24 protein-coding genes are annotated in these 20956 nt (G+C 67.5%); 14 read left to right on the top strand and 10 right to left on the bottom strand.

Translation table 11 applies throughout. The features are described from left to right. The first annotated feature begins 222 nt into the window (after positions 1-222). Together ACWDKQ_RS19175 and ACWDKQ_RS19170 are read left to right on the top strand one after the other, a co-directional pair. Positions 223-588 carry a MarR family winged helix-turn-helix transcriptional regulator gene (locus ACWDKQ_RS19175; RefSeq protein ID WP_450140090.1) on the top strand — a complete coding sequence of 122 codons (366 nt, stop codon included), beginning with the start codon at positions 223-225 and terminating at the stop codon, positions 586-588. A gap of 11 nt (positions 589-599) precedes the next feature. Continuing rightward, the gene (locus ACWDKQ_RS19170) at positions 600-1019 is read left to right on the top strand and encodes an organic hydroperoxide resistance protein (RefSeq protein WP_450140089.1); all 420 of its coding nucleotides are present in this window, start codon (positions 600-602) and stop codon (positions 1017-1019) included. Position 1020: 1 nt separating this feature from the next. On the opposite strand, the gene ACWDKQ_RS19165 is transcribed toward ACWDKQ_RS19170, so the two are convergent. The 6 genes from ACWDKQ_RS19165 to ACWDKQ_RS19140 all read right to left on the bottom strand — a co-directional run bounded on the left by ACWDKQ_RS19165 (position 1021) and on the right by ACWDKQ_RS19140 (position 3964). Then, positions 1021-1350 carry a DUF202 domain-containing protein gene (locus ACWDKQ_RS19165; RefSeq protein WP_450140088.1) on the bottom strand — a complete coding sequence of 110 codons (330 nt, stop codon included), beginning with the start codon at positions 1348-1350 and terminating at the stop codon, positions 1021-1023. Between the two features lies 1 nt (position 1351). Continuing rightward, positions 1352-1744, bottom strand: a complete 393-nt coding sequence (locus tag ACWDKQ_RS19160; protein WP_450140087.1) for a YidH family protein — start codon at positions 1742-1744, stop codon at positions 1352-1354. A 99-nt stretch (positions 1745-1843) separates the two neighbouring features. After that, positions 1844-2341 carry an SSI family serine proteinase inhibitor gene (locus ACWDKQ_RS19155; RefSeq protein ID WP_450140086.1) on the bottom strand — a complete coding sequence of 166 codons (498 nt, stop codon included), beginning with the start codon at positions 2339-2341 and terminating at the stop codon, positions 1844-1846. A gap of 129 nt (positions 2342-2470) precedes the next feature. Beyond that, entirely contained in the window at positions 2471-2650 is a 180-nt protein-coding gene (locus ACWDKQ_RS19150) for a Scr1 family TA system antitoxin-like transcriptional regulator (protein WP_450140085.1), read from the bottom strand. Between the two features lie 76 nt (positions 2651-2726). Further along, positions 2727-2951 carry a hypothetical protein gene (locus tag ACWDKQ_RS19145; protein ID WP_450140084.1) on the bottom strand — a complete coding sequence of 75 codons (225 nt, stop codon included), beginning with the start codon at positions 2949-2951 and terminating at the stop codon, positions 2727-2729. A gap of 44 nt (positions 2952-2995) precedes the next feature. Further along, positions 2996-3964 (bottom strand): AMP-binding protein, encoded by a 969-nt coding sequence (locus tag ACWDKQ_RS19140; protein ID WP_450140083.1) that lies wholly within the window; start codon positions 3962-3964, stop codon positions 2996-2998. Between the two features lie 9 nt (positions 3965-3973). On the opposite strand from ACWDKQ_RS19140, the gene ACWDKQ_RS19135 reads away from it, so the two are divergent. Continuing rightward, positions 3974-4099 (top strand): hypothetical protein, encoded by a 126-nt coding sequence (locus ACWDKQ_RS19135; RefSeq protein WP_450140082.1) that lies wholly within the window; start codon positions 3974-3976, stop codon positions 4097-4099. Between the two features lie 95 nt (positions 4100-4194). On the opposite strand, the gene ACWDKQ_RS19130 is transcribed toward ACWDKQ_RS19135, so the two are convergent. From ACWDKQ_RS19130 to ACWDKQ_RS19120, 3 genes are all read right to left on the bottom strand, one after another. Further along, a complete protein-coding gene (locus tag ACWDKQ_RS19130) occupies positions 4195-4380 on the bottom strand; it encodes a hypothetical protein (RefSeq protein ID WP_450140081.1) in 186 nt (61 codons plus the stop codon). 117 nt (positions 4381-4497) lie between these two features. Further along, positions 4498-5214 (bottom strand): MerR family transcriptional regulator, encoded by a 717-nt coding sequence (locus tag ACWDKQ_RS19125; protein ID WP_450140080.1) that lies wholly within the window; start codon positions 5212-5214, stop codon positions 4498-4500. Between the two features lie 135 nt (positions 5215-5349). Further along, entirely contained in the window at positions 5350-5664 is a 315-nt protein-coding gene (locus ACWDKQ_RS19120) for a tyrosine-type recombinase/integrase (protein ID WP_450140092.1), read from the bottom strand. A 283-nt stretch (positions 5665-5947) separates the two neighbouring features. On the opposite strand from ACWDKQ_RS19120, the gene ACWDKQ_RS19115 reads away from it, so the two are divergent. From ACWDKQ_RS19115 to ACWDKQ_RS19090, 6 genes are all read left to right on the top strand, one after another. Further along, positions 5948-7120 (top strand): CaiB/BaiF CoA transferase family protein, encoded by a 1173-nt coding sequence (locus tag ACWDKQ_RS19115; protein ID WP_450140079.1) that lies wholly within the window; start codon positions 5948-5950, stop codon positions 7118-7120. 262 nt (positions 7121-7382) lie between these two features. Then, positions 7383-8525, top strand: coding sequence for an acyl-CoA dehydrogenase family protein (locus ACWDKQ_RS19110; protein ID WP_450140078.1), 1143 nt, complete (start codon positions 7383-7385; stop codon positions 8523-8525). 42 nt (positions 8526-8567) lie between these two features. Further along, positions 8568-9731 (top strand): alkaline phosphatase family protein, encoded by a 1164-nt coding sequence (locus tag ACWDKQ_RS19105; RefSeq protein WP_450140077.1) that lies wholly within the window; start codon positions 8568-8570, stop codon positions 9729-9731. A gap of 5 nt (positions 9732-9736) precedes the next feature. Next, entirely contained in the window at positions 9737-10579 is an 843-nt protein-coding gene (locus tag ACWDKQ_RS19100; RefSeq protein ID WP_450140076.1) for an oxygenase MpaB family protein, read from the top strand. A 415-nt stretch (positions 10580-10994) separates the two neighbouring features. After that, positions 10995-11792, top strand: a complete 798-nt coding sequence (locus tag ACWDKQ_RS19095; RefSeq protein WP_450140075.1) for a cytochrome b5-like heme/steroid binding domain-containing protein — start codon at positions 10995-10997, stop codon at positions 11790-11792. Further along, positions 11770-13134, top strand: a complete 1365-nt coding sequence (locus ACWDKQ_RS19090; protein WP_450140074.1) for a hypothetical protein — start codon at positions 11770-11772, stop codon at positions 13132-13134. The genes ACWDKQ_RS19095 and ACWDKQ_RS19090 overlap by 23 nt, the downstream gene beginning before the upstream one ends. Before the next feature lie 630 nt (positions 13135-13764). On the opposite strand, the gene ACWDKQ_RS19085 is transcribed toward ACWDKQ_RS19090, so the two are convergent. Continuing rightward, positions 13765-13992: a hypothetical protein gene (locus ACWDKQ_RS19085; RefSeq protein WP_450140073.1), complete on the bottom strand. Its 228-nt coding sequence runs from the start codon at positions 13990-13992 to the stop codon at positions 13765-13767. Positions 13993-14322: 330 nt separating this feature from the next. Between ACWDKQ_RS19085 and ACWDKQ_RS19080 the strand changes: the two genes are divergently transcribed. The 5 genes from ACWDKQ_RS19080 (at position 14323) to ACWDKQ_RS19060 (ending at position 20948) form a co-directional block, all read left to right on the top strand. Continuing rightward, positions 14323-15807, top strand: a complete 1485-nt coding sequence (locus ACWDKQ_RS19080; protein ID WP_450140072.1) for an FAD-linked oxidase C-terminal domain-containing protein — start codon at positions 14323-14325, stop codon at positions 15805-15807. Next, a complete protein-coding gene (locus ACWDKQ_RS19075) occupies positions 15807-17063 on the top strand; it encodes an FAD-binding oxidoreductase (RefSeq protein WP_450140071.1) in 1257 nt (418 codons plus the stop codon). The genes ACWDKQ_RS19080 and ACWDKQ_RS19075 overlap by 1 nt, the downstream gene beginning before the upstream one ends. Next, on the top strand, positions 17063-18421 hold the full coding sequence (locus ACWDKQ_RS19070) for a (Fe-S)-binding protein (RefSeq protein ID WP_450140070.1): 1359 nt from the start codon (positions 17063-17065) through the stop codon (positions 18419-18421). The genes ACWDKQ_RS19075 and ACWDKQ_RS19070 overlap by 1 nt, the downstream gene beginning before the upstream one ends. Before the next feature lie 82 nt (positions 18422-18503). Next, positions 18504-18833, top strand: a complete 330-nt coding sequence (locus ACWDKQ_RS19065; RefSeq protein ID WP_450140069.1) for a helix-turn-helix domain-containing protein — start codon at positions 18504-18506, stop codon at positions 18831-18833. A gap of 900 nt (positions 18834-19733) precedes the next feature. Next, entirely contained in the window at positions 19734-20948 is a 1215-nt protein-coding gene (locus ACWDKQ_RS19060) for an acetyl-CoA C-acetyltransferase (protein WP_450140068.1), read from the top strand. The last annotated feature ends 8 nt before the right edge of the window (positions 20949-20956 follow it).

Raw genomic sequence — 20956 nt, 5'->3', positions numbered from 1 at the left:
AAAACGCTCGGCTGGAAAACTCCAGCCGAGCGTCTGCGTGATCTACTTACAGCCACATAGGCCATCAGGTGTTGCGAGGACCCCAAGAATCCGCCACCCGGCAGCGAGGGCCCCTTTGTTGCGCGGCGCCGGGCGTGGTGGCGGGAAGGTTCCCTTGCTGTCAGGGGCGTGGGCTGCGGCTGGGTTCCGCTGACAGGAAGGTTCCCATGCTCACAATCGGCAGTGCACCGCTTAGTTGTGCACAATCCGCAGTACCTCGTGATGCTGGTGCTCTGGGAGCGCGAGTCTGTGACGGTGAAGGAGCTCGGCGCCGCCCTGCGGCTCGACTCCGGCACGTTGTCGCCGTTGCTGAAGCGATTGGAGGCGCGCGGTCTGATCGTGCGCCAACGCAGCATCATGGACGAGCGGTCCGTGGCCGTCGCGTTGACGGCGGACGGCTCGGAGCTGCGGGGACAGGCTCGGTGCGTCCCGGACCAGATGGTGTCCGCGACTGGGATGCAGGTCGACGAACTCATTGAGCTGAAGTCCACATTGGAACGCCTGACGGCCGCACTGGATTCGGCGGCCCAGCGGGCAGAAGGCAAGTAGGAGGCTCGACGATGACAGTGCTCTACACGGCAGAGGCGACGGCGACGGGTGCGGGTCGGGACGGGCGGACTCGGTCCCTTGACGGTGTCCTGGACCTCGACCTCGCGGTGCCGAAGGAGCTGGGCGGCCCCGGCGGTGCGGCGACCAACCCCGAGCAGCTCTTTGCCGCCGGGTACGCGGCGTGCTTCCACAGCGCGCTCCAGTTGGTGGCGCGCCGCGCCGATGTCGGCATCTCTGATTCGTCGGGCACCGCCCAGGTCGGCATCGGCCGCAACGGCGACGGCGGCTTCGGACTCAGCGTCGGCCTGGTCGTCGACCTGCCGGGCGTGCCGCCCGAGCAGGCGCAGGAACTCGTCAACGCGGCGGACGAGGTCTGCCCGTATTCGAACGCGATCCGCGGCAACGTCGAGATCGAGCTGCGGGTCGCCTGACTCAGGCGAACAACACGTAGGTCAGGCCAGAGCAGCCGGCGAGCACCGACAAGGCGGCGGCCGCCGCCGGTAGCGCCCCGTCGGGCAGCGGGGTCTCGGCGTGCAGCCCGCGTTCGATTCGAAGGTGCCGCCGCCACGCGAGCCAGCTGATGGCGACCCCGAACGGCAGGGTGAGCGCTCCGCAGACCGCCGCCGCGAGGGTGCTCTCGTGCGCGATGAGCCGCAGCAGCACCAGCATGCCGACGACGAAATTGAGCGCGGTCCGCAACCACGCGAGCGTGGTCCGTTCGATCTGCAGCCCCGGATCCCAGGGCCCGTCGGAGCGCTCCACGTCAGAACCCGGACACGAACAGCAGGACGCAGGCGGTGATGCCGATCGCGCCGAGCCCGTAACCGATGACCGGCGCCAACCGCGGCGCGGGCAGCGGCCGGCCGCGCCGCAAAGCGCGCTCGGTGGCCATCCAACGGGCGAAAGCCGTTGCGCTGCAAAGTACCCCGGCCAGCAGCAGCAGGACCGCCAGCGCCGTCCGCAGTGGACTCGCCTGGCCGGTGGCTGCGTTCAGGGCCTCGATGCCAACACCTCCGGCCATCAGGGCCAGCGCGGTGCGGATCCAGGCCAGGAAGGTGCGTTCGTTGGCGAGGGTGAACCTCGGGTCTGGGTCGGAGCCGTCCCGGTACAGCCGCCGTGGCCAGCGCGAATCGCGGTCTTCAGGGTCGGTCGCCATGGGCTCACGGTAACCCTCCCGAACCGTGGGACGAGAGCATCGCCCCGTCAATCACGGCCGTGTGTCGGGCCCCGCGCGCAGCGGGGCCCGACCGCGGCATCAGAAGGAGAACACCTTCCCGGTAGCAGCGCCGGCCACGCAGTCGTTCGGGAAGGTCTTCTCGAAGGTGACCGGCTTGCCCTGCCACCTGCCCTTCGCCGAGAGCGTCACCGGTTTGTAGTTGAGCGGGCACGCGGATTGCTTGGTGGTGAGCTTCGTGAAGTCACCGTTGACGTCCTTCAGCGCCTGACACGCGTCATTCGCATACGGATGCGATCCGCCGGTGGGCTCGCAGGTCAGGAACGTGGTCCTGATGTCCTCGCGCGCCTCGCCGCGGATCGACAGGTTCATCATGCTGCCGTGCGCCGACGACGCGGGTTCCGCGCTCGCGAGCGCCGGTGCCAACGCGGTGCCGACCAGAGCCGCGGCGGCGAGGCAGGTCCGGGCGATGAGCCGTTTTGCAGCCATCTCGTCATTCCTCCTGGGTATTTGAGTGACGATTCGCTTCTCTTTATCGCCGAGGCCGAGCAAAACGCGGCAGACGCGACGACGGATCACTGAAACGTGGTTCGCCCGACCAGGTTTCCATCACGAGCTGTCACGAAAAGGCGTGGTCAAGCGGGAGAGGTAGTCGCCCACAAGCGGTGAGTCGCTCGATAAGGTGGTGGGCCTTTCGGCGATCAATGGTCATTGCTGAGCGGGAGCACGCGTCGCCCGGCGGCCGTTCTGGGCGCGTGCGTAGTCTGCGGTCTGGAGAAGTCCGGGCAGGACCCGGAATTCGACGTTGCGAATGCGGGTCGCGGCGTGGTCGCTGTCGAAGCTCTGCTCCTGCCGTGCGCGATGGTCGGCGCGCGACTGGCCCGCCACGCAGCCTTGCTGATCCGTAGCTCGGTTCTTCGGGCATCTGCTCGATCGAGGACTTGGACGCGCCGACGGCGTCGAGTCATTGCCTGACGTCTGAGTCCTCGGCCGTTTGCTTGCCGTCCTGCAGCTCGGAGATCTTCGGGTGTCGGCAGCCCAGCGCCGACGCCAGCTTGCGGACCTCGAAGCCCATCGCGTTCCCGAAGCTCGGATGTTGCGACGACCGCTGGAACTCAAGATGCATGGTGCGATGCGCTTTCTCATCCACGCGGGTGTGATGCTGCTGCGGTGCCCGCAGCAGCATCACCCGCCCAAACGAGTTGGAAAATTTCGAACTGCCGCGTTGTGCCTTTATTCTCCTTGCTGATGCCAACGAATCTGGGGCGTTGGAATGGGGATCTGGTGGCATGACCTTGTTTTCGGCATCGATCTCCGCGCGCAGCTTCCGGCCCGTAAAAAACTGGGGGGGACCAATTGTTCGGCAAGATTCGACCGTTGAGCTTCGCGGAGCTCGACAACCAGCGTGTTGAGTACCTGCCTCCGCGCACGGTCCTGTCGACGTTTCCGTTCGGCGGCGGCTGGAACCCGCTCGTGATCAATGGTGGTGCCGGCGGCAACGGCGGTGGCACGGGCGGCGGCCAGGGCGGCGGCTCTGGTGGTGCGGGTGGCAACGGCGGAATCGGTGGTGACGGCGGTTGCGGTGGGCCAGGTGGCCCCGGCATCGGTGGTAACGGCGTCGGTGGCGGCGGTATCGGCGGCAACGGAGGCACCGTCGTCCTGTGATCCGCAACCGCGAGCTCGTCCCCCCGAACTAGGGGACACCGCGACAACAGCGCCCCGGGCAAACCGATGAGGCTGCACGGGGCGCTGTTGGCCATCCGGATTGCGGCGGCGAGCTTTTCCCAAACCCTGGGCACGGCGAAGAAGAGGGTCGACCGGGCGCGGACCAGCGCCGCGAGAATTCGGACTTGATCGGCGCAGGTGCATGTGCGCGACATCGTGGATCGCCGCGTAGAGCCCGATCGTCCGCTCCGCGATATTCGCCAGCGGTAGGTGGCACAGCCGCGGCGCGTGCCGCTCGGGCTTCTTGGCCTGGTGCAGCGCGGCCGCCGCGAAGCAGGTGCTCTGGTGGGTGAGCACCACGCCTTTCTGCTCGCCGAAGGTGTAGAGGATCGCGGCCGGGTGGTTCGGTTGGATCGTCGGCCACACCCGCTGCACCAGCTCGGGATCGTCGCGCAAGCGCTGCTCGCCGAGCCGCCACAGGCTTTCCCAGTTGCGGGACCAGTGATCGGCTGACACCATCGCCGCCTCGTCGAGCACCACGACTCGATGGTGGACGTGTTGCGCAGCGCCTTCGACCAGCGCCGCAGCTGGTCGGCGCCGTCGAGCACGATCACCCGAGCCCTGCTGTGCTGGGCGATGTGGTGCACCTGGTTCTGGCTGAACGTGGGGTAGAGGGTGCTGGGTACCGCGTCGAGATGGGTTGCCGCGACGTCGATCAGCCAGCGCTCGGCGCGATTCGCCATCGTGATCAGCATCGTTTGGCCGCTTTACAGGCCCATCGCCGCGAGCCCGACGGCCAACGCGTGCACCTCGTGGTGCGCCTCGGCCCAGGTCCAGGTGCGTCCGTCGTCGGTAAGCGCCGGACGCTGTGGGAACTCCGCGGCGTTGCGCGAGACCAGTTGCGGGAGGGTCGTTTCCAGCGCGGCGGTGGCCCAGGCTTCCGAAACGCTCATCTGGCCTCCCCTCGGCGCACGTTCGAAGTGGCATGCGTCACGACGCGATGAAACCCCATCGGTGGCGCCGCTGGCGAGCGGCCGAAAGCCGGAATCCGGTGGCGTGATCCGGCCGAATCAGACGTGATCGCGGATCACGCCGTTGACGGCCCGCTGGAATCCGTTCACCAGGACCTGGATGGTCAGCGGTCGCAGCTGGTCGGTCGCGGCGCGGACCCGCTCGCGCTCGCCCTCCGGCCGGCCGCGCTCGACGTAGGGGCGCAGCACGTTCGCGGCGAACAACTCGCGCAGGTCGGCCGCGATCTGCGTGGTGTGCTGCTCGACGATCCCCTTGGCCTGCAACAGCATTTCCAGCGGCAGATCGAGGTCCAGGATCTGCAGGCCGACGCCCAGCATCGCCGGGCTGGGCAGCCGGAGCCGCGCCGAGTCCGGAATCCGCTGCAGGATGCCGAGTTGGATGAGCTGCTCCACCAGCGCGTCGTCGAGGTGCCGGCCCGCGCGGCGATCTAGGTCGTGTCGCTCCAGGTCTTCGGCGTGCTCGTCCGTCCACGGCGCGATCAGCGCGCGTTGCAGCGCGAGCTCGTCCGGCGAGGCGTCGGCCGGGATGCGCTCCAGACGGCGCTCGATCGCCGACAGCGTGAAACCGAGCGCTTGCAGTTCGCGGATCAGGTCGAGCCGGGCCAGATGGTCGCCGCCGTAGAGGCCAAGCCGGCCACGCAGCCGGGGTGGCGGCAGCAGGCCGCGCGAGGAGTAGAACCGGACGGTGCGCACGGTGACTCCGGCGCGGGCGGCCAGTTCGTCGATTGTGAGCTCTTCGTCCGCAGTTCGGAGCATGGCCGAAACGTTACTCCTCGATCGCTGTAACACCAACGGTGTCTCATCAACGCTGTGACCTGCGGTGGTTCAGATTGAGATGGACCTAGGTGGACAAGGCGTCGACTGCATCAGAGCCGGGCAGGACGCAGCCCCTTAGGCTTCACAGCCAGCGGCTGGCTTCACAGCCAGTGGCGGAGCTTGGCCGAGCGCCGCGATCACGCGTGCGCGGGCGGTAGGCGTCTGCTGCACGTACTCCTTCGTCTGCTTGATGTCTGCGTGCCCCATCACGTCGGCGAGCGCGAACACGTTCAGTCCGCCTTCGGCCGCGCGCGTAGCGAACCCGCGCCGGGCTGCATACAGCGCAGCAACCGGAACCTTGGCCTTCCTCGCCGCTCGTCGCATGCAATCTCCTATACCGTCGGGCCGCATGGGGCGACCGCTTTCGAAAAGAACAAAAGATTCCCGCATTGTTCTGAAAGCAGACGCAGCACCGGTCCACGCTGCTGCGCTGGGTTGAGCCGCGAAGGCCCGCACCGATAGCGCGCGTGCTGCTCGGCTCGGCCGCCGACCTACACCCCGCCGCCTGAACCAACGTGCCCCCGCACTCTTCACCGGGACGCTGCTAGCAAATCGATCCAACAACGGATGCCTCATGATCATCCGAGGTCAAAACTGCCCCAAGATCGGGGCTTTGGGCAGGTCAAGGCATTGACCGCCGTAACACCAACGGTGTAACACTAATTTCGTCGCGATGCTTTGGCGCGCGACACAGGCTGCGGAGAGGTGTGGCGTGACAGGTACAGGCGGGCCGCTGGCCAGGATCAAAGTCGTCGAACTCGCCGGGATCGGGCCCTCCCCGTTCTGCGCGATGCTGCTGGCCGACCTCGGTGCCGACGTGGTGCGGGTGGACCGGCCCACCGCCGTCGGCGGCAAGACCGACCTGCTCAACCGCGGCAAGCGCTCCGTGCAGGTGGACCTGAAGCACGAGCGCGGCGCGGAGGTGGTGCTGGCGCTGGTCGAGCGGGCGGACGTGCTGCTGGAAGGGCTGCGTCCCGGTGTCACCGAACGCCTCGGGGTTGGTCCGGAGCAGTGCTGGGCCGTCAACCCGAAGCTGGTCTACGGGCGCATGACCGGCTGGGGGCAGCAGGGGCCGTTGGCGTCCACCGCCGGGCACGACATCGACTACATCTCGCTGACCGGCATGCTGCACGCCATCGGCCGAAAGGGCGGTCCGCCCCAGGTCCCGGCGAACCTGCTCGGCGATTTCGGCGGCGGCGCGATGTACCTGGCGGTCGGCGTCCTCGCCGCGCTGCTGGAGGCCCGCACCAGCGGGCGCGGCCAGGTCGTGGACGCGGCCATTGTGGACGGTGCGGCGCACTTGGGGACCATGCTGTTCGGGTTTCTGGCCACCGGCGGTTGGCGCACCGAGCGCGGCACGAACCTGCTGGACACGGGTGCCCCGTACTACGACGTCTACGAAACCTCGGACGGCGAGCACGTTTCCGTCGGCGCACTGGAACCGCAGTTCTACGCCGAGCTGCTGGACCGGCTGGGCCTAGCCGGCGAGGTGCCAGACCGCGATGACCCGGCGAACTGGCCGGAGCTGAGGGGACTGTTCGCCGCGACCTTCCGGCAGCGCACCCGGCAGGAGTGGGCGGAGGTGTTCGCGGACTCCGACGCGTGCGTCGCCCCGGTGCTGTCCATGACCGAAGCCGAAGTCCACCCCCACATGGTGGCCCGCGAAACCCTGGTCCGGCGAGACGGGGCCCTGCAACCGGCGCCCGCCCCGCGGTTCAGCCGGACCCCGAACCCGCCGCCCGGACCGGTGGCAGAGCCCGGCGCCGACACCGACGCCGTGCTGCGGGACTGGAAGATCCCGTCCGAACTGCTCGACTCCGGCGCATTCGGCCCCGGGAAACCATGAACGTCACCACTCCGGCAGCCCGCCCACCGTGCGCGGGGTGGCAGCAAGGTTCCCTTCCTCGCATCGACCCCCACCCGGGTCCGAAGCACACGCCCGCGGCTGGACCCGGTCGGTCGGTGACAGGAAGGTTCCCATGCTGCGGCTCCGCCGGGGTTGCGGTGACAGGAAGGTTCCCATGCTCTCGCCGCGCCGGGGCTGGGGTGGCAGGAAGGTTCCCTCTCTCGCACGACCAGCGCGAACACCGAAAGGAGGCGTGAAACCGATGCGCAGGGAGTTGTTCGAGCCCGAGCACGAGGCGTTCCGCGAGACGGCACGCACCTTCGTCAACAAGGAACTCGTGCCGCACGTCCAGGAGTGGGAGGCCGCCGGGGTGGTCAGCCGCGAGGCGTGGCTGGCGGCCGGTTCGCAGGGGCTGCTGGGCTTCGCCGTCGACGAGCAGTACGGGGGTGGTGGTGCCGACGACTTCCGGTTCAACGTGGTCTTTGACGAGGAACTCGTCAACGCGGGCATCTCCGGCTTCGGTTCCCCGCTGCACAACGACATCATCGCGCCCTACCTGATGGCGCTGGGCGACGAAGAGCAGAAGCAGCGCTGGCTGCCCGGGTTCTGCCGGGGCGAGATCATCACCGCGATCGCCATGACCGAGCCGGGCGCGGGCAGCGACCTCCAGGGCATCCGAACCACCGCGGTGCGCGACGGCGACGACTTCATCCTCAACGGGCAGAAGACCTTCATCAGCAACGGCATCCTCGCCGACCTGGTGATCGTGGTGGCCCGCACCGACCAGGACGCCGGACACCAGGGCATCAGCCTGCTGGTCGTGGAGCGCGGCATGCCGGGCTTCGAACGCGGCCGCAACCTCGACAAGATCGGCCAGAAGTCGCAGGACACCGCGGAGCTGTTCTTCAACGACGTGCGGGTGCCGGCGCGCAACCTGCTCGGCGAGGAAGGCAAGGGCTTCATCTACCTGATGCAGAACCTGCCGCAGGAGCGGCTGTCGATCGCGGTCGCCTCGGCCGCCACCGCCGAGAAGGTCCTGTCGATCACCAAGGACTATTGCCGGGATCGCACCGCTTTCGGCCGCCCGATCGGCAAGTTCCAGCACATCCGCTTCGAGCTGGCGGAGATGGCCACCGAGGTCGAGATCGGCAGGGTGTTCACCGATCGTTGCATCATGGACCACGTTCGCGGTGAACTGGACGTCGAGCACGCCGCGATGGCGAAGTGGTGGCTCAGCGAGCTGAACAAGCGGGTCGTGGACCGCTGCCTGCAACTGCACGGCGGCTACGGCTACATGACGGAATACCCAGTCGCCAAGGCGTACCTGGATTCCCGGATTCAGACGATCTACGGCGGCACCACCGAGATCATGAAGGAGATCATCGGGCGGGCGATGGGATTCTGACGGTCGTGAGCGCAGCCCCGCTCACATGAGAGGCAGGACGCCATGGATTGGATCGTCACACCCGACGGTGACGGGCGCGCGCTGCCCGACGTCCTGCCGTCGCTGCTCGGCGCGATGGGCGTAGCCGGGTTCGCCGACACCATCGGGTTCCCGGTCTGCCGCACCGCCGGGGCGGTGCTGATCGACGGTCTCGGCCGGGACCTGCTGCGCGAGCACGCCGAGGACGCGCCGTTCATGGCGAGCCTGCTGACGACGCCACCGCTGAAGGCGGGTTTCCCGACGACGACGGTCACCAGCATCACTTCGCTGGGCACCGGCCGGTGCGCGGGTGAGCACGGTCTCGTCGGCTACAGCTTCGCCGAGCCCTCGGGCGGCCTGCTGCACCCGCTGAGCTGGGGAACGCACGGCACGGTCGGCGATTCCATCGGGGGCCGACGAAGCCTGCTCGGCCAGTGGCCACCGGAGCAGGTGCAACCGATGCCGACGGTGCTGGAACGGGCGGTCGCTGCGGGCGTCGAAGTCCGGACCGCCGTGCCCGCGGAGTTCAAGAATACGGGGCTGACCAGGGCGGCGTTTCGCGGCGGGGATTTCCGGGGCTTGCGAGCCCTGGGGGATCTCGCAGCCGAGCTGCTCGCCGCGCTGAGCGCCGACGGCCCGGCGTTGTGCTACGGCTACCACGGTCATCTCGATCTGCTCGGGCACGTGCACGGCCCGGGTTCATTGCCGTGGCGTCTGCAACTGTCCGTGCTCGATCGGCTGGTGGCGACGCTGGCTGAGCGGCTCCCTCCGGACGCGGTGCTGGCCGTGATCGCCGACCACGGCATGGTTCAGGTCGACCCGGTTGAGGCAGTTGATGCCGACACCGATCCGGCGCTGCAAGCCGGTGTCCGGCTCCTCGGCGGTGAAGTCCGCGCACGCCACGTCTACGTCGAACCCGGCGCGCTGGCCGATGTGCATGCCGCGTGGCGGGAGACGATCGGCGACCGGGGCGTGGTGCTCACCGGCGTGCAGGCGATCGACGAGGGCTGGTTCGGTCCCGTGGTGGCCGATTCGGTGCGCCCGCGCATCGGCGACGTGCTGGCGATCATGCGCGATTCCGGGGTGATCCGGTCGGTGGTCGAGCCGGGGGAGTCCGCGCTGCGCGGCCACCACGGGTCGCTCACTTCGGCCGAGCAGTTGGTGCCGGTGCTCGTGTTGGGCGGGTGAGGCGGATGCGCGACGAAGGGCTGTTCGGGCCGCAAACCGTGACCTGGCAGCTGCACGCCGACCCCACGATGTGGGTCGCCGGCATCTGCAGCCTCTTCCTGCAGGCGCTGCATCCCCGCGCGGTGGCGGCGGTCGTGCAGAACTCCCGGTTCCGGGAAGACCCGCTGGGCCGCCTGATGCGCACCGGGAACTTCGTCGCCACGACGACCTACGGCACCACGACCGAAGCCGAGTCCGCTGCCGAACGGGTCCGCCGGGTGCACCGCACGCTCCGCGCGACTGATCCGCGCACCGGCGCCGAGATCCGCCTGGACGATCCTGACCTGCTGCGCTGGGTGCATTGCGCCGAGGTCGCCTCGTTTGCAATCGTGGTGCGGCGCGCGGGATTCCCGCTGACCGAAGCGCAACTCAACCGGTACTTCGAAGAACAACGCCGGACCGCCGCGCTGGTCGGGCTCGACCCGGCGGGGGTGCCCGGTTCGAGCCGTGAGATGGCGGAGTACTTCGAGCAGATCCGGCCCGAACTGCAGCGGACGGAAGATTCGGACCTGGTCTACCGGTTTCTGCACCAGCCGTTCGCGCCGTGGTGGCTGCTGCCGGTGAATCTCGGCTATTTGCCCCTCGGGCACCTCGCGTACTCGGTGCTGCCGGGGTGGGCGCGGAAACTGCACGGCCGCCCGGGGTACCCGGCGCTGGTGGTCGCGGCCGGGCTGTGCGTTTTTCGTGCGGCGGGCCTGGCGGTCCCGGACCAGCTGCGCTTCCGCTACCCGGGAGACCATGTGCAGCGCGCGGTGGACCGCTTGGGCAAGACGGCCGTGCCGTCGATCAAAACCCTCGCCCACCTGTAAAGCCCAGCGCCGACGACTGGCTGAGCTATGTGCCGTCAGCAGCAAGCTCGCTGCGTGACGCGACGAACTGGCTGCCGCCCTGCTCGAGGGGGTCCATTTGGACGCGCCAACCGTGACCCGTCGTTGCCCACCCCGGCAGTTCTATGCCCCGACAGGCTTGCGCCATGCGTCTACCGGGTAAGACGACTTCTCGCTCCTGCAAACAAGGGGGCGGGCCAACTTAGGCCGCGGGGACACAAGCGCACTCAATCTAGAACTTTCGTGCAACCGATGATCCTGGGCTATCGTGCCGCCGCCGCGCTTGCTCTATCGTACGGGACGTATCGAAGAATTGCTCTTCCCGCCCAGTCATCTCCCGATTCTTTGATTACTTGCATTCGGATTCTCGTGCAGCGAAGAACAAGGATTCACTCGATTGCGACGATATGACCAGGAAGTAAACACGGCACTCGGCAAAAATTCGAAACCGGCGGGCGGAGAATCTCGTGAATGTCCCTTGCCGGTCGTCTCAATGGCGGACGTCGCGGACCGGGATGCGCAATGGATAGTGATCGACGATCAGGTTCTCGACGTCACGGAATTCATCGCACAGCACCCCGGCGGATGCGCCGTGATGTTCGCCAACATTGGTCGTGACGCGTCGCGGGACTACCACCACGTTTCGGCCCACCACAGGAAATCCGTGGTCCGGAAGATCGAGCAGCTTGGCGTCGCTAGGATCGATCCGCGCGACCGGGCCGAAGATTTGAGTGAGTGGCCACGGCTTCTCGATTACCTGTGCCTGGTCCGGAACTCGTTCGCCGTGCAACGCGACGATACACGTGATCCGGTTCTTGAGTTGGTGTTCTCCACTCAGTCTTACTGCCACTTGCTGGATGATCACCTTCCCTCGTTCGTGCAGGTTCTTGAGCGCATCGGTGCGGACCCGCGCGCGATCCAGTCTGCGGACAGCGCGGTCTTCGCCAGCAACGTCAAATCGGTGACCGAAGGCATTCTTGCCACAGGTGGCGCAGCGACCGCTCGTGCCATTCTTGAGCGCCTGCGACACTCGGTCGACAACTTGATGGACGCGCTCATTCATATTAGCGCCGACGCGACTCGTCCAGGCACGCGCGATGCCGACGACAGCGATTCGGTGCAACACGCCCAGCAAGCCATCGATCACATCGGACAATGGATTGGGGAAGAGCATGAGTACTGGTGCCACGGTTGACACCACCGCCAAGCAGGTCCGTACGATTCCTGAACAGAGACGGTTAGGTTCGCTGAACCCGGTCCCTGAGCAGCGTTCGACGGGATCGCTGGACCAATGTGTCGCCGCGAGTTACCGGGCGCCGGTTCAACTGGACGGAGACATCACATTCGAGCATGGTTTTCTTCCGCGCAGGTTGCACACGGCCGCACTTACCGGACCCCATGCCATCTGGGAAGACGTCGCAGCTGGCCTACCGGACCTCGCCTTCAGTGCGAAGGCGCAGGCGGTCCTCAGTGACCTCCCGTTGCTGCCCGCTGGTCCCGAGGACCTGCCCGATCACCAGGTCAAATGGGCGAGTACGCTGCTCGGGCTGATCGCGCACTCCTACTGGAGGTTCGGTCTGGAAAGGCTGCACCTTCCCCGCAACAGCAACATTCCCGCTGACTTGCCGGACGCTATTAAAGTACCGTGGACACAGGTGTGCCAGCGGATGGGGAGAACCGGCCCCTGCCTCACCCTCGAAGACTGGGTCTTCAACAACTTCACCTTTATCGACGAAGGCCACTCGGGCCCCGGTGGGGAGTATCGCGTCGAGGACGCGGTGATCGAATCTATTCGACCGATGGTGCCGGTCTACGGCAACGAAACCGAGCGCGTGTTCACTTCGTCCTTCGTGGACATTCACGCTGCCAGCACTTCGGCAATCGAACAGGTGTGCCGTGCTCAGCGTGCGATCGAGCGGGGCGGTCCGGACGGGCATGCGGACGTTGCTGCGGCGCTAGTGCGGATCGCGGAATGCGCGCGGGGGGCTACCCGAGCTTTCCGTAAGATCAGTCCACGTCACAACAGCAAGACGTTCTGCGATCCGGTTGACTGGGCGAAGACCCTCGTCACGTGGACGGTGCCGCCGCCGGGCTATCCAGCAGGGCCGAGTGGATCGGCCTCGCCGCTGGTCCACCTCATGGACGCAGTGATCGGCAGAACCGAGTACGACTCCGACCAAGGGCGTTTCTCGAATATGCTTCGCGGCAGCCAGCTTCCTCGTCGTCTCGAACGATTCTTCGACCTCATCCGCGCAGTCGATTTTCGCGGTTACATCCTCAGTCTGCGGGGCGCAAGCGACACCCGGTTCGACGAGACCCAGGAGGCTTTTAACGAATTGGTGGATGCCTTCGCAGGACCGTATGGGTTCCTTGGCGTGCACAAGGGAAAGGTGGTCGACTATTTGGGGGTGGGAACAGTCGTAGGCCGAAACCAATCAACCGCCCACGATCAGACTTACATTGCTGACTCCAGTTGGACGGTTATGGCAGACCGGCTGCACATCAGCATAGGTGAACGTGATGTCCGGCGAATCTGACGACGTGAAAACGCGTCCGTGGTCGCCATACCCGGCATGAATTTCCCCGGCGAACGCATGATCCGGTTCCCGCCAGGCTTAGTGGCAACCGTGAACCACTGAATAGGAACACGATCGCCCACAGGCAGGTCTCGCCGCAACGTGGCTACAGAGCCTGAATTGTCCGGGTTTAGTTTGCGGCGTGTCGGCAGGCAAAAGCTAGCGGCCGAGCGTGGGGCGTGGACCTGCTTCGAGGACGAGGCAGGCAGGCCATACGCTACGGACGCCGAAAGCCAGGACGTGGGCGCTACGCGGACAAACCCCGGTCATCCGGTGTCGGGAGAGGGATCTGGCCGCATCTCGGCTGCCGGTCTGTTCTGTGCTCGACCAGGGCACCGCGCACGTCTGTTGTACCGGGCAAGATTCACTGGTCCCGTAAGGGAGAGCGCCGCGGTGTCGCCGAGATCGACTACGTGGCCCTGCTCGATGCCGCCTACCAGTGCTTGAAGGCCCCGAGCGTTTTGATCTGGGACAACTTCGATGCCCACATCACGCCGCGATGCGCAAGCTGGTCACCAGTCGGGGACAGGCTGCCGGGCTGTGCGGGTTTCGTGCGGCGGGCCTGGTGGTCCCGGACCAGCCGCGCTTCCGCTACCCGGGAGACCATGTGCAGCGCGCGTGGACCGCTGGGCAAGACGGCCCCTGCCGTCGATCAAAGCCCTCGCCCGGTGAACGCCCCAGGCCCCGCCATCCGGCGAGCTCCTTCCCGGCGTTGTTGAGCAGTTCGATGATCTGCTGCTCGGTGTCGTTGTAGTCCTTGACGGTGTCGTCGAAGGATTGCTCGGTCTCGACGAGGAACTGCTGCGCCTTCTGGGTCATCTTCTGGCAGCCCTGCAACGTCTCGAAGTAATGGGATCCTTCCTGTCGCTTGCCGGCCCGGGGCCGTGAGCATGGGAACCTTCCTGTCATTCCCAGTCCGGCGGCGGGGCCGTGTCGCGCCGCCACCCGGCTCGTCTTGCAGGTGGGCTGGCAGGAAGGTTCCCTTGCTCTGGCCGCGACGGGCGCCGGGGGCGATCCTGGTTCTAAGCGGGATGCCATCGTCGCAGAGGGACATCTTGTCTACCTCTTGTATCTATGTTGTGAACAACCTGTGGTTTCCCCAGCCGGAATGGACTTTCCACAAGACGAAAAAAGTCCGGGAGGCTGAGCATGCAGTCGACCAGCACCGAGGCCGAGCCGACGCTCGACCAAGTGGTGCAGCGCTTCCACGCGGCACTGCCGCCCAACGCGTTGATCACCGACCCGCAGCGGCTGCGCACCTACGAGTGCGACGGACTGGCGAGCTACCGGGTCGTACCCGCCGTGGTGGTGCTGCCCGAAACTGCCGAGCAGGTCCACCAGATCGTCCGGATCTGCGCCGAGCACCAGGTCCCGTTCGTCGCCCGCGGCTCCGGCACCGGGCTGTCCGGCGGGGCGCTGCCGCACGCATCGGGCGTGCTCGTGGTGACCTCGAAGATGCGGCGGATCCTCGAGATCGACCTGGCCAACGAGCGGGCCGTGGTGGAACCGGGCGTGATCAACCTCGACGTCACCAAGGCCGTCTCCGCGCAGGGCTACTACTTCGCGCCTGACCCGTCCAGCCAGCAGGTGTGCTCGGTGGGTGGCAACGTCGCGGAGAACTCCGGCGGCGCGCACTGCCTGAAGTACGGCTTCACCACCAACCACATCCTCGCCCTGGAAGTCGTCACCCCGGACGGCGACATCGTCGAACTCGGCGGCGACGCGCGGGAAGCCCCCGGATACGACCTGCTGGGCGCCTTCATCGGCAGCGAGGGCACGCTCGGCGTGGTCACCAAGATCACCGTGCGGTTGCTGCGCAAACCCGAAGCGATGCAGACCCTGCTAGCCGGGTTTCCGTCGACCGACGAGGCGGGCGCGGCGGTATCGGCCATCATCGCCGACGGGGTCACCCCGGCGGCGATCGAGATGATGGATGCGCTGGCCATCGAGGCCGCCGAGCAGGCCGTGCAGTGCGGCTATCCGGAAGGTGCCGGTGCGGTGCTGGTCGTCGAGCTCGACGGCCCGGCCGCCGAGGTCGCGCACACCTTCGACGAGGTCAAGCGGCACTGCGAGGCGCACGGCGCGTTCGAGATCCGGGTCGCCGCCGACGACGGCGAGCGCGCGATGATCTGGAAAGGCCGCAAGTCCGCGTTCGCCGCAGTGGGCCGCATCAGCCCCGACTACATCGTGCAGGACGGGGTGATCCCGCGGACCGCGCTGCCCGAGGTGCTCGGCCGCATCGCCCGGCTGTCCGCCGAATCCGGCGTGCGGGTCGCCAACGTCTTCCACGCCGGCGACGGCAACCTGCACCCGCTGGTGCTCTTCGACGACGCCGAACCGGGCGCGAACGAGCGGGCCGAGGCGGTTTCGGGTGCGATCCTCGACCTGTGCATCGAGCACGGCGGCTCGATCACCGGCGAGCACGGCGTCGGAGCGGACAAGGTCAAGTACATGGGCCGGATGTTCACCGCGGACGACCTCGACACCATGCAGCGCGTGCGCTGCGCCTTCGACCCGGTCGGGATCTGCAACCCGGGCAAGGTCTTCCCGACGCCGAGGCTCTGCGGCGAAGCGCCCGGGCCCCGGCGCGGCGCGCATCCACTGACCGAAGCGGGATTGGCGGATCAGTTCTGATGCCCACTACAACCAAGGACGCCGCGCGCGAAGCACTCGCGGCCGCGCTCGGTGCTGAATGCGTGCGGGACGCGACCTATACCGACGCGGTGTCGGGCGTCCGCCCGCATTGGGTGGCCACTGTGGACGGAACCGAGCGGACGTCGGTCGCGATGAAGGTCGCAGCCGAGCACGGCCTGCGTGTGGTGCCCAAGGGGTCGGGCAGCAAACTCGACTGGGGCAGCGCTCCGGAGGAGGTGGACCTGCTGCTCGACGTGTCGGCCGCCAACGGCATCGTCGACCACGCCGCGGGCGACCTCGTCGTGCACGCCCTGGCGGGAACACCGATCGCCGAGGTCAACAACATCGTGCGCGCAGCCGGGCAGCAGCTGGCGATCGACCAGCCGCTGCCGACCGCGACGCTTGGCGGGATCATCGCCACCGGCACCGCGGGCCCGTGTCGGAACCTCTTCGGCGGGGTGCGCGACCTGCTCATCGGCATCACGGTCGTGCGGGCCGACGGCACCGTGACCACGGCTGGCGGGAAAGTCGTCAAAAACGTCGCCGGCTACGACCTCGGCAAGCTCTACACCGGTTCCTTCGGCACGCTGGGGGTGATCACTGAGGCGGTGTTCCGGTTGCACCCGGTCGCCGCCGAGCACCGCTGGATCACCGTCACCACCGACGACCCCGCGGCGGCCGCGGCCGCCGCCGACATCGTCCGGCATTCCCAGGCGATGCCCACCGCGATCGAGCTCGACCGTCCCGAGCCCGCCGGGCTGATCACAATCTGCGCGCAGCTAGAGGGCAGGCCCAACGCCACGCACGACCGCGCGGTCGAGCTGGCCGCTGCCATCGGGCACGGCGCGGAAGTGCTGGACCAGGCGCCGCCATGGTGGGGCCGCTACCCGTTCGACCCGGTGGGTGGGATCGGCCTGCGCTTGGGCGCGGAGCCGACGAACCTGCCCCGAGTGCTCAGCGCCGTGCAAGAAGCGGCCGCAGCGAGCGGCCTGCCGTTGGCGATACGCGGAGCGGCCGGGCTCGGCGTGCTCAACGCCGGGCTGCCCGACGACGCCGACCCGGCAGCCGTCGTCGAACTCGTCAAGGCACTGCGCACCGGTTGCGACTACGCGGTGCTGGTCCGTGCGCCGCAGCATGCCGCGATCGACCCGTGGGGGCCGATCGCACCGGGACTGCTGGCGCTGATGCGCCGCACCAAGGACCAGTTCGATCCGGAACACCAGCTCGCCCCCGGTCGGTTCGTGGGAGGAATCTGATGACCGAGATCCCGGCCCATCCCGGTGCCTTCGACGCGCTGCACCCGCCGCAGCGCGCCCTCGTCGACGACTGCGTCCACTGTGGGTTCTGCCTGCCCAGCTGCCCCACCTACGACCTGTGGGGCGAGGAGATGGATTCGCCGCGCGGCCGCATCTACCTGATGAAGGAAGGGCTCGAAGGGGAGCCCATGACCGAGACCATGGTCGGTCACTTCGACGCGTGCCTCGGCTGCATGGCATGCGTGACCGCCTGCCCGTCCGGGGTGCAGTACGGCACGCTCATCACCGAGACTCGGGCGCAGGTCGAGCGGAACCACCAGCGCGGACGCTGGGAACGACTCCTGCGCACGGCGATCTTCACGCTGTTCCCGTACCCGCGCCGCCTCAAGGCGATGCGGGGACCTCTCGCGCTCTACCAGCGGCTCGGCATCGGAAAACTGCTCAAGCGGTCCGGGCTGAAGGCGTTGCTGCCGGAGGGGCTGCAGGTGATGGAATCCCTCGCGCCGCCCATCGGCCGCGCCCCGAAGCTGGGGCAACGGATCTCGGCGCGCGGCAAGCGGCGCGCGACCGTCGGGATGATCACCGGGTGCGTGCAGAGCGCCTTCTTCCCCGACGTCAACGCGGCGACGGCGCGCATCCTCGCCGCCGAAGGCTGCGACGTAGTGATCCCACCGGCGCAGGGTTGCTGCGGCGCGCTCAGCGAGCATTCGGGGCGGGAAGAGGAAGCGATCAAGTTCGCCCGCGACCTGCTCGACACCTTCGAAGAATCCGTAGTGGACTACGTCGTCACAAACTCGGCCGGCTGCGGCTCCACGCTGAAAGAATACCCGCGGCTGCTGCAGGACGACCCCGAATATGCCAGGCGTGCGGAGCGCTTCTCCGCGCGCGTGCGGGACATCGCCGAGCTGCTCGTCGAACTCGGACCGGTCGCGAAGCGGCACCCGCTGCCGGTGCAGATCGCCTACCACGACGCCTGCCACCTCGCGCACGGCCAAGGCATCCGGTCGCAGCCCCGTGAACTGCTGCGCGCCATCCCCGAGCTGAAGCTCAAGGAAATCAACCGCGGCGAACTGTGCTGCGGCTCCGCTGGCGTCTACAACGTGCTCCAACCGGAGCCGGCGCGCGAGCTCGGCGACCGCAAGGCCGAGAACGTCCTCGCCACGGGAGCAACGCTGCTGGTGACGGCGAACCCGGGCTGCTCGATGCAGATCCGCACCGCGCTCGAGCGCCGCGGCGAGCACCTCGCGATGGCGCACACCGCCCAGGTGCTCGACGCGTCCATCCGCGGCCAGGGCGTCGAAAGCCTACTAGTAGGGCTGCGCCGGAAATTCAGCACCGGAAATCCATGGTGTAAGTAGGCTCTACTGCGGGAATGGCGAGGACTGGGCGGCCGAAGGCTGAGTTGGTGCTGACCGACGATGAGCGTTCGACGCTGCAGCGTTGGGCTCGGCGGGCGAAGAGTTCGCAGACTTTGGCGTTGCGGTGTCGGATTGTGCTGGCATGCGTGATGGTTTGTCCAATGTGGATGTCGCCGGGCAGTTGCGGGTGGCGCGGCCGACGGTGGGCAAGCGGCGGTCGCGGTTTGTCCAGCGACGATTGGAGGGGTTGGCCGACGAGGATCGCCCAGGCGCGCCGCGGAAGATCACCGACGAACAGGTGGAGAAGGTGGTCGTCTCGACGTTGGAAGAGAAACCGAACAACGCGACGCATTGGTCGCGTGCATCGATAGCGAAGCGTCTTCCACTCGGCGACCAAGTCAACGCCATCTGACCGCCCATCACGAACCATGAACGGCCTGTCCGGACTATTGACCCCAAGAAGTGCTGCACGAACAACCTCTACAGACTGCGGCGGAACCCCGCCCGAAGGCCGTTTAGTCCCGGTGATCCAGTCAAACAGCCCCACCACACCACCCCATGGACCTCGACTGCGGATTGCGACGTCGAACGGCTCTCACCTCACGAAAGTGCCGCGAGCCGTTCGAACACGCCGCAAGCACGTTACTTGGGAAGCCGGGGCTCGACCTGTCGGGCGATCTTCTCGGCCTCGCCACACTTGCCGGACACCGAATCGGGCTTGGACTCGGTGACGTCGACGAGAACGACGCCGCCGCCCGCGTCGAGGACGATCGAGCAACCAGCGTCGACCGCACCCCCGCCGCCTTCAACGGCACGAGCAGCGTTGCGACCGTTGATGCTGAACTTCTCGTACTTGTCCCAAAGCTGCGCTACTGCCTTATTGCGTCCGCTCTTGTACCACTCCTTGAGAACTTGTCGAAGTCTGCGAAGTCACCAGCGGTCAGCTCGGCGGCCCGAAGCTGCAGCTAGAGCTAGGCAGCACGGCCGCGCTTGGGTCGCCGCTCAGGCCGAGATCGAGGGCCGGCATCGGCGCCTGGATACGGGATCTCAGGGTCGACGATCGCCCACGCTGCCCGCCGACACTCCGGGCACGTGTCGTCGAACCATTCGCGCTGCGACACCTTCCGGATCACTAACTCGTCGCCGCACAGCGCCGTCGTTTCGTCTGGCCTGTACGCGTGCCGGCGGTCGGCGTAGAGCGTCTGCCCCCAAAAGGGAGGGCTTACCGGCAGGTCAAGAGCGGCTTGACTGTGACAGTGTTGGTGTCACACTCTGGGTGGAGCACCTGCCGCAACGAGGAGGCACGCCACAAATGTCCGAGGCGTTCGTCTACGACGCGATCCGCACACCGCGCGGTCGCGGCAAGAAAACCGGGTCGCTGCACGGGGTGAAGCCGATCAGCCTGGTCGTGGGCCTGATCCAGGAGCTGCAGCGCCGCCACCCGCAACTGGATCCCGCGCTGATCGACGACATCGTGCTGGGCGTGGTCTCGCCCGTCGCCGACCAGGGCGGCGACATCGCCAAGACCGCCGCGCTCGCCGCGGGCCTGCCCGACACCGTCAGCGGTGTGCAACTCAACCGCTTCTGCGCCTCCGGCCTGGAGGCGGTCAACATCGCCGCCCAGAAGGTGCGCTCCGGCTGGGAGGACGCCGTGCTGGTCGGCGGCGTCGAATCCATGTCAAGGGTGCCGATGGGCTCCGACGGCGGCGCCTGGGCGATGGACCCCGAAACGAACTTCGCCACCTCCTTCGTCCCGCAGGGCATCGGCGCCGACCTGATCGCCACGATCGAGGGCTTCGACCGGACCACTGTGGACGCCTACGCGGCCGAGTCGCAGGACCGCGCCGCCAAGGCCTGGGCCGACGGCCGCTTCGCCCGCTCCGTGGTGCCGGTGACCGACCGCAACGGCAGCATCGTCCTCGACCGAGACGAGCACATCCGAGCGAACACCACGGTCGACAGCCTCGGCGTGCTGAAGCCGTCCTTCGCCGACATCGGCGAGCTCGGCGGATTCGACGCCGTCGCGCTGCAGAAATACCACTGGGTGCAGCGCATCGACCACGTGCACACCGCCGGGAACTCCTCCGGCATCGTCGACGGTGCCGCGCTGGCCCTGATCGGCTGCGAAGCCCTCGGCGAACGCACCGGGCTACGCCCCCGCGCCCGGATCGCCGCCGCCGCCCTCAGCGGCGCAGACCCGACGATCATGCTGACCGGCCCCGGCCCGGCGGTGCGCAAGGCGCTGGGCAAAGCAGACCTGAGCATCGACCAGATCGACTTGATCGAGATCAACGAGGCCTTCGCCGCGGTCCCGCTGAAGTTCATGAAGGAATTCGGCGTGAGCCACGACAAGGTCAACGTCAACGGCGGCGCCATCGCCATGGGTCACCCGCTGGGCGCCACCGGGGCGATGATCCTGGGCACCCTCATCGACGAGCTGGAACGCCGCAACCTGCGCTACGGCCTGGCGACGCTGTGCATCGGCGGCGGCATGGGGATCGCGACTGTCGTCGAACGGATCGGCTGAAGGACACA

The organism is Saccharopolyspora sp. NPDC000995 (genome assembly GCF_053599315.1).
This window is presented reverse-complemented; position numbering and strand designations above follow the sequence as displayed.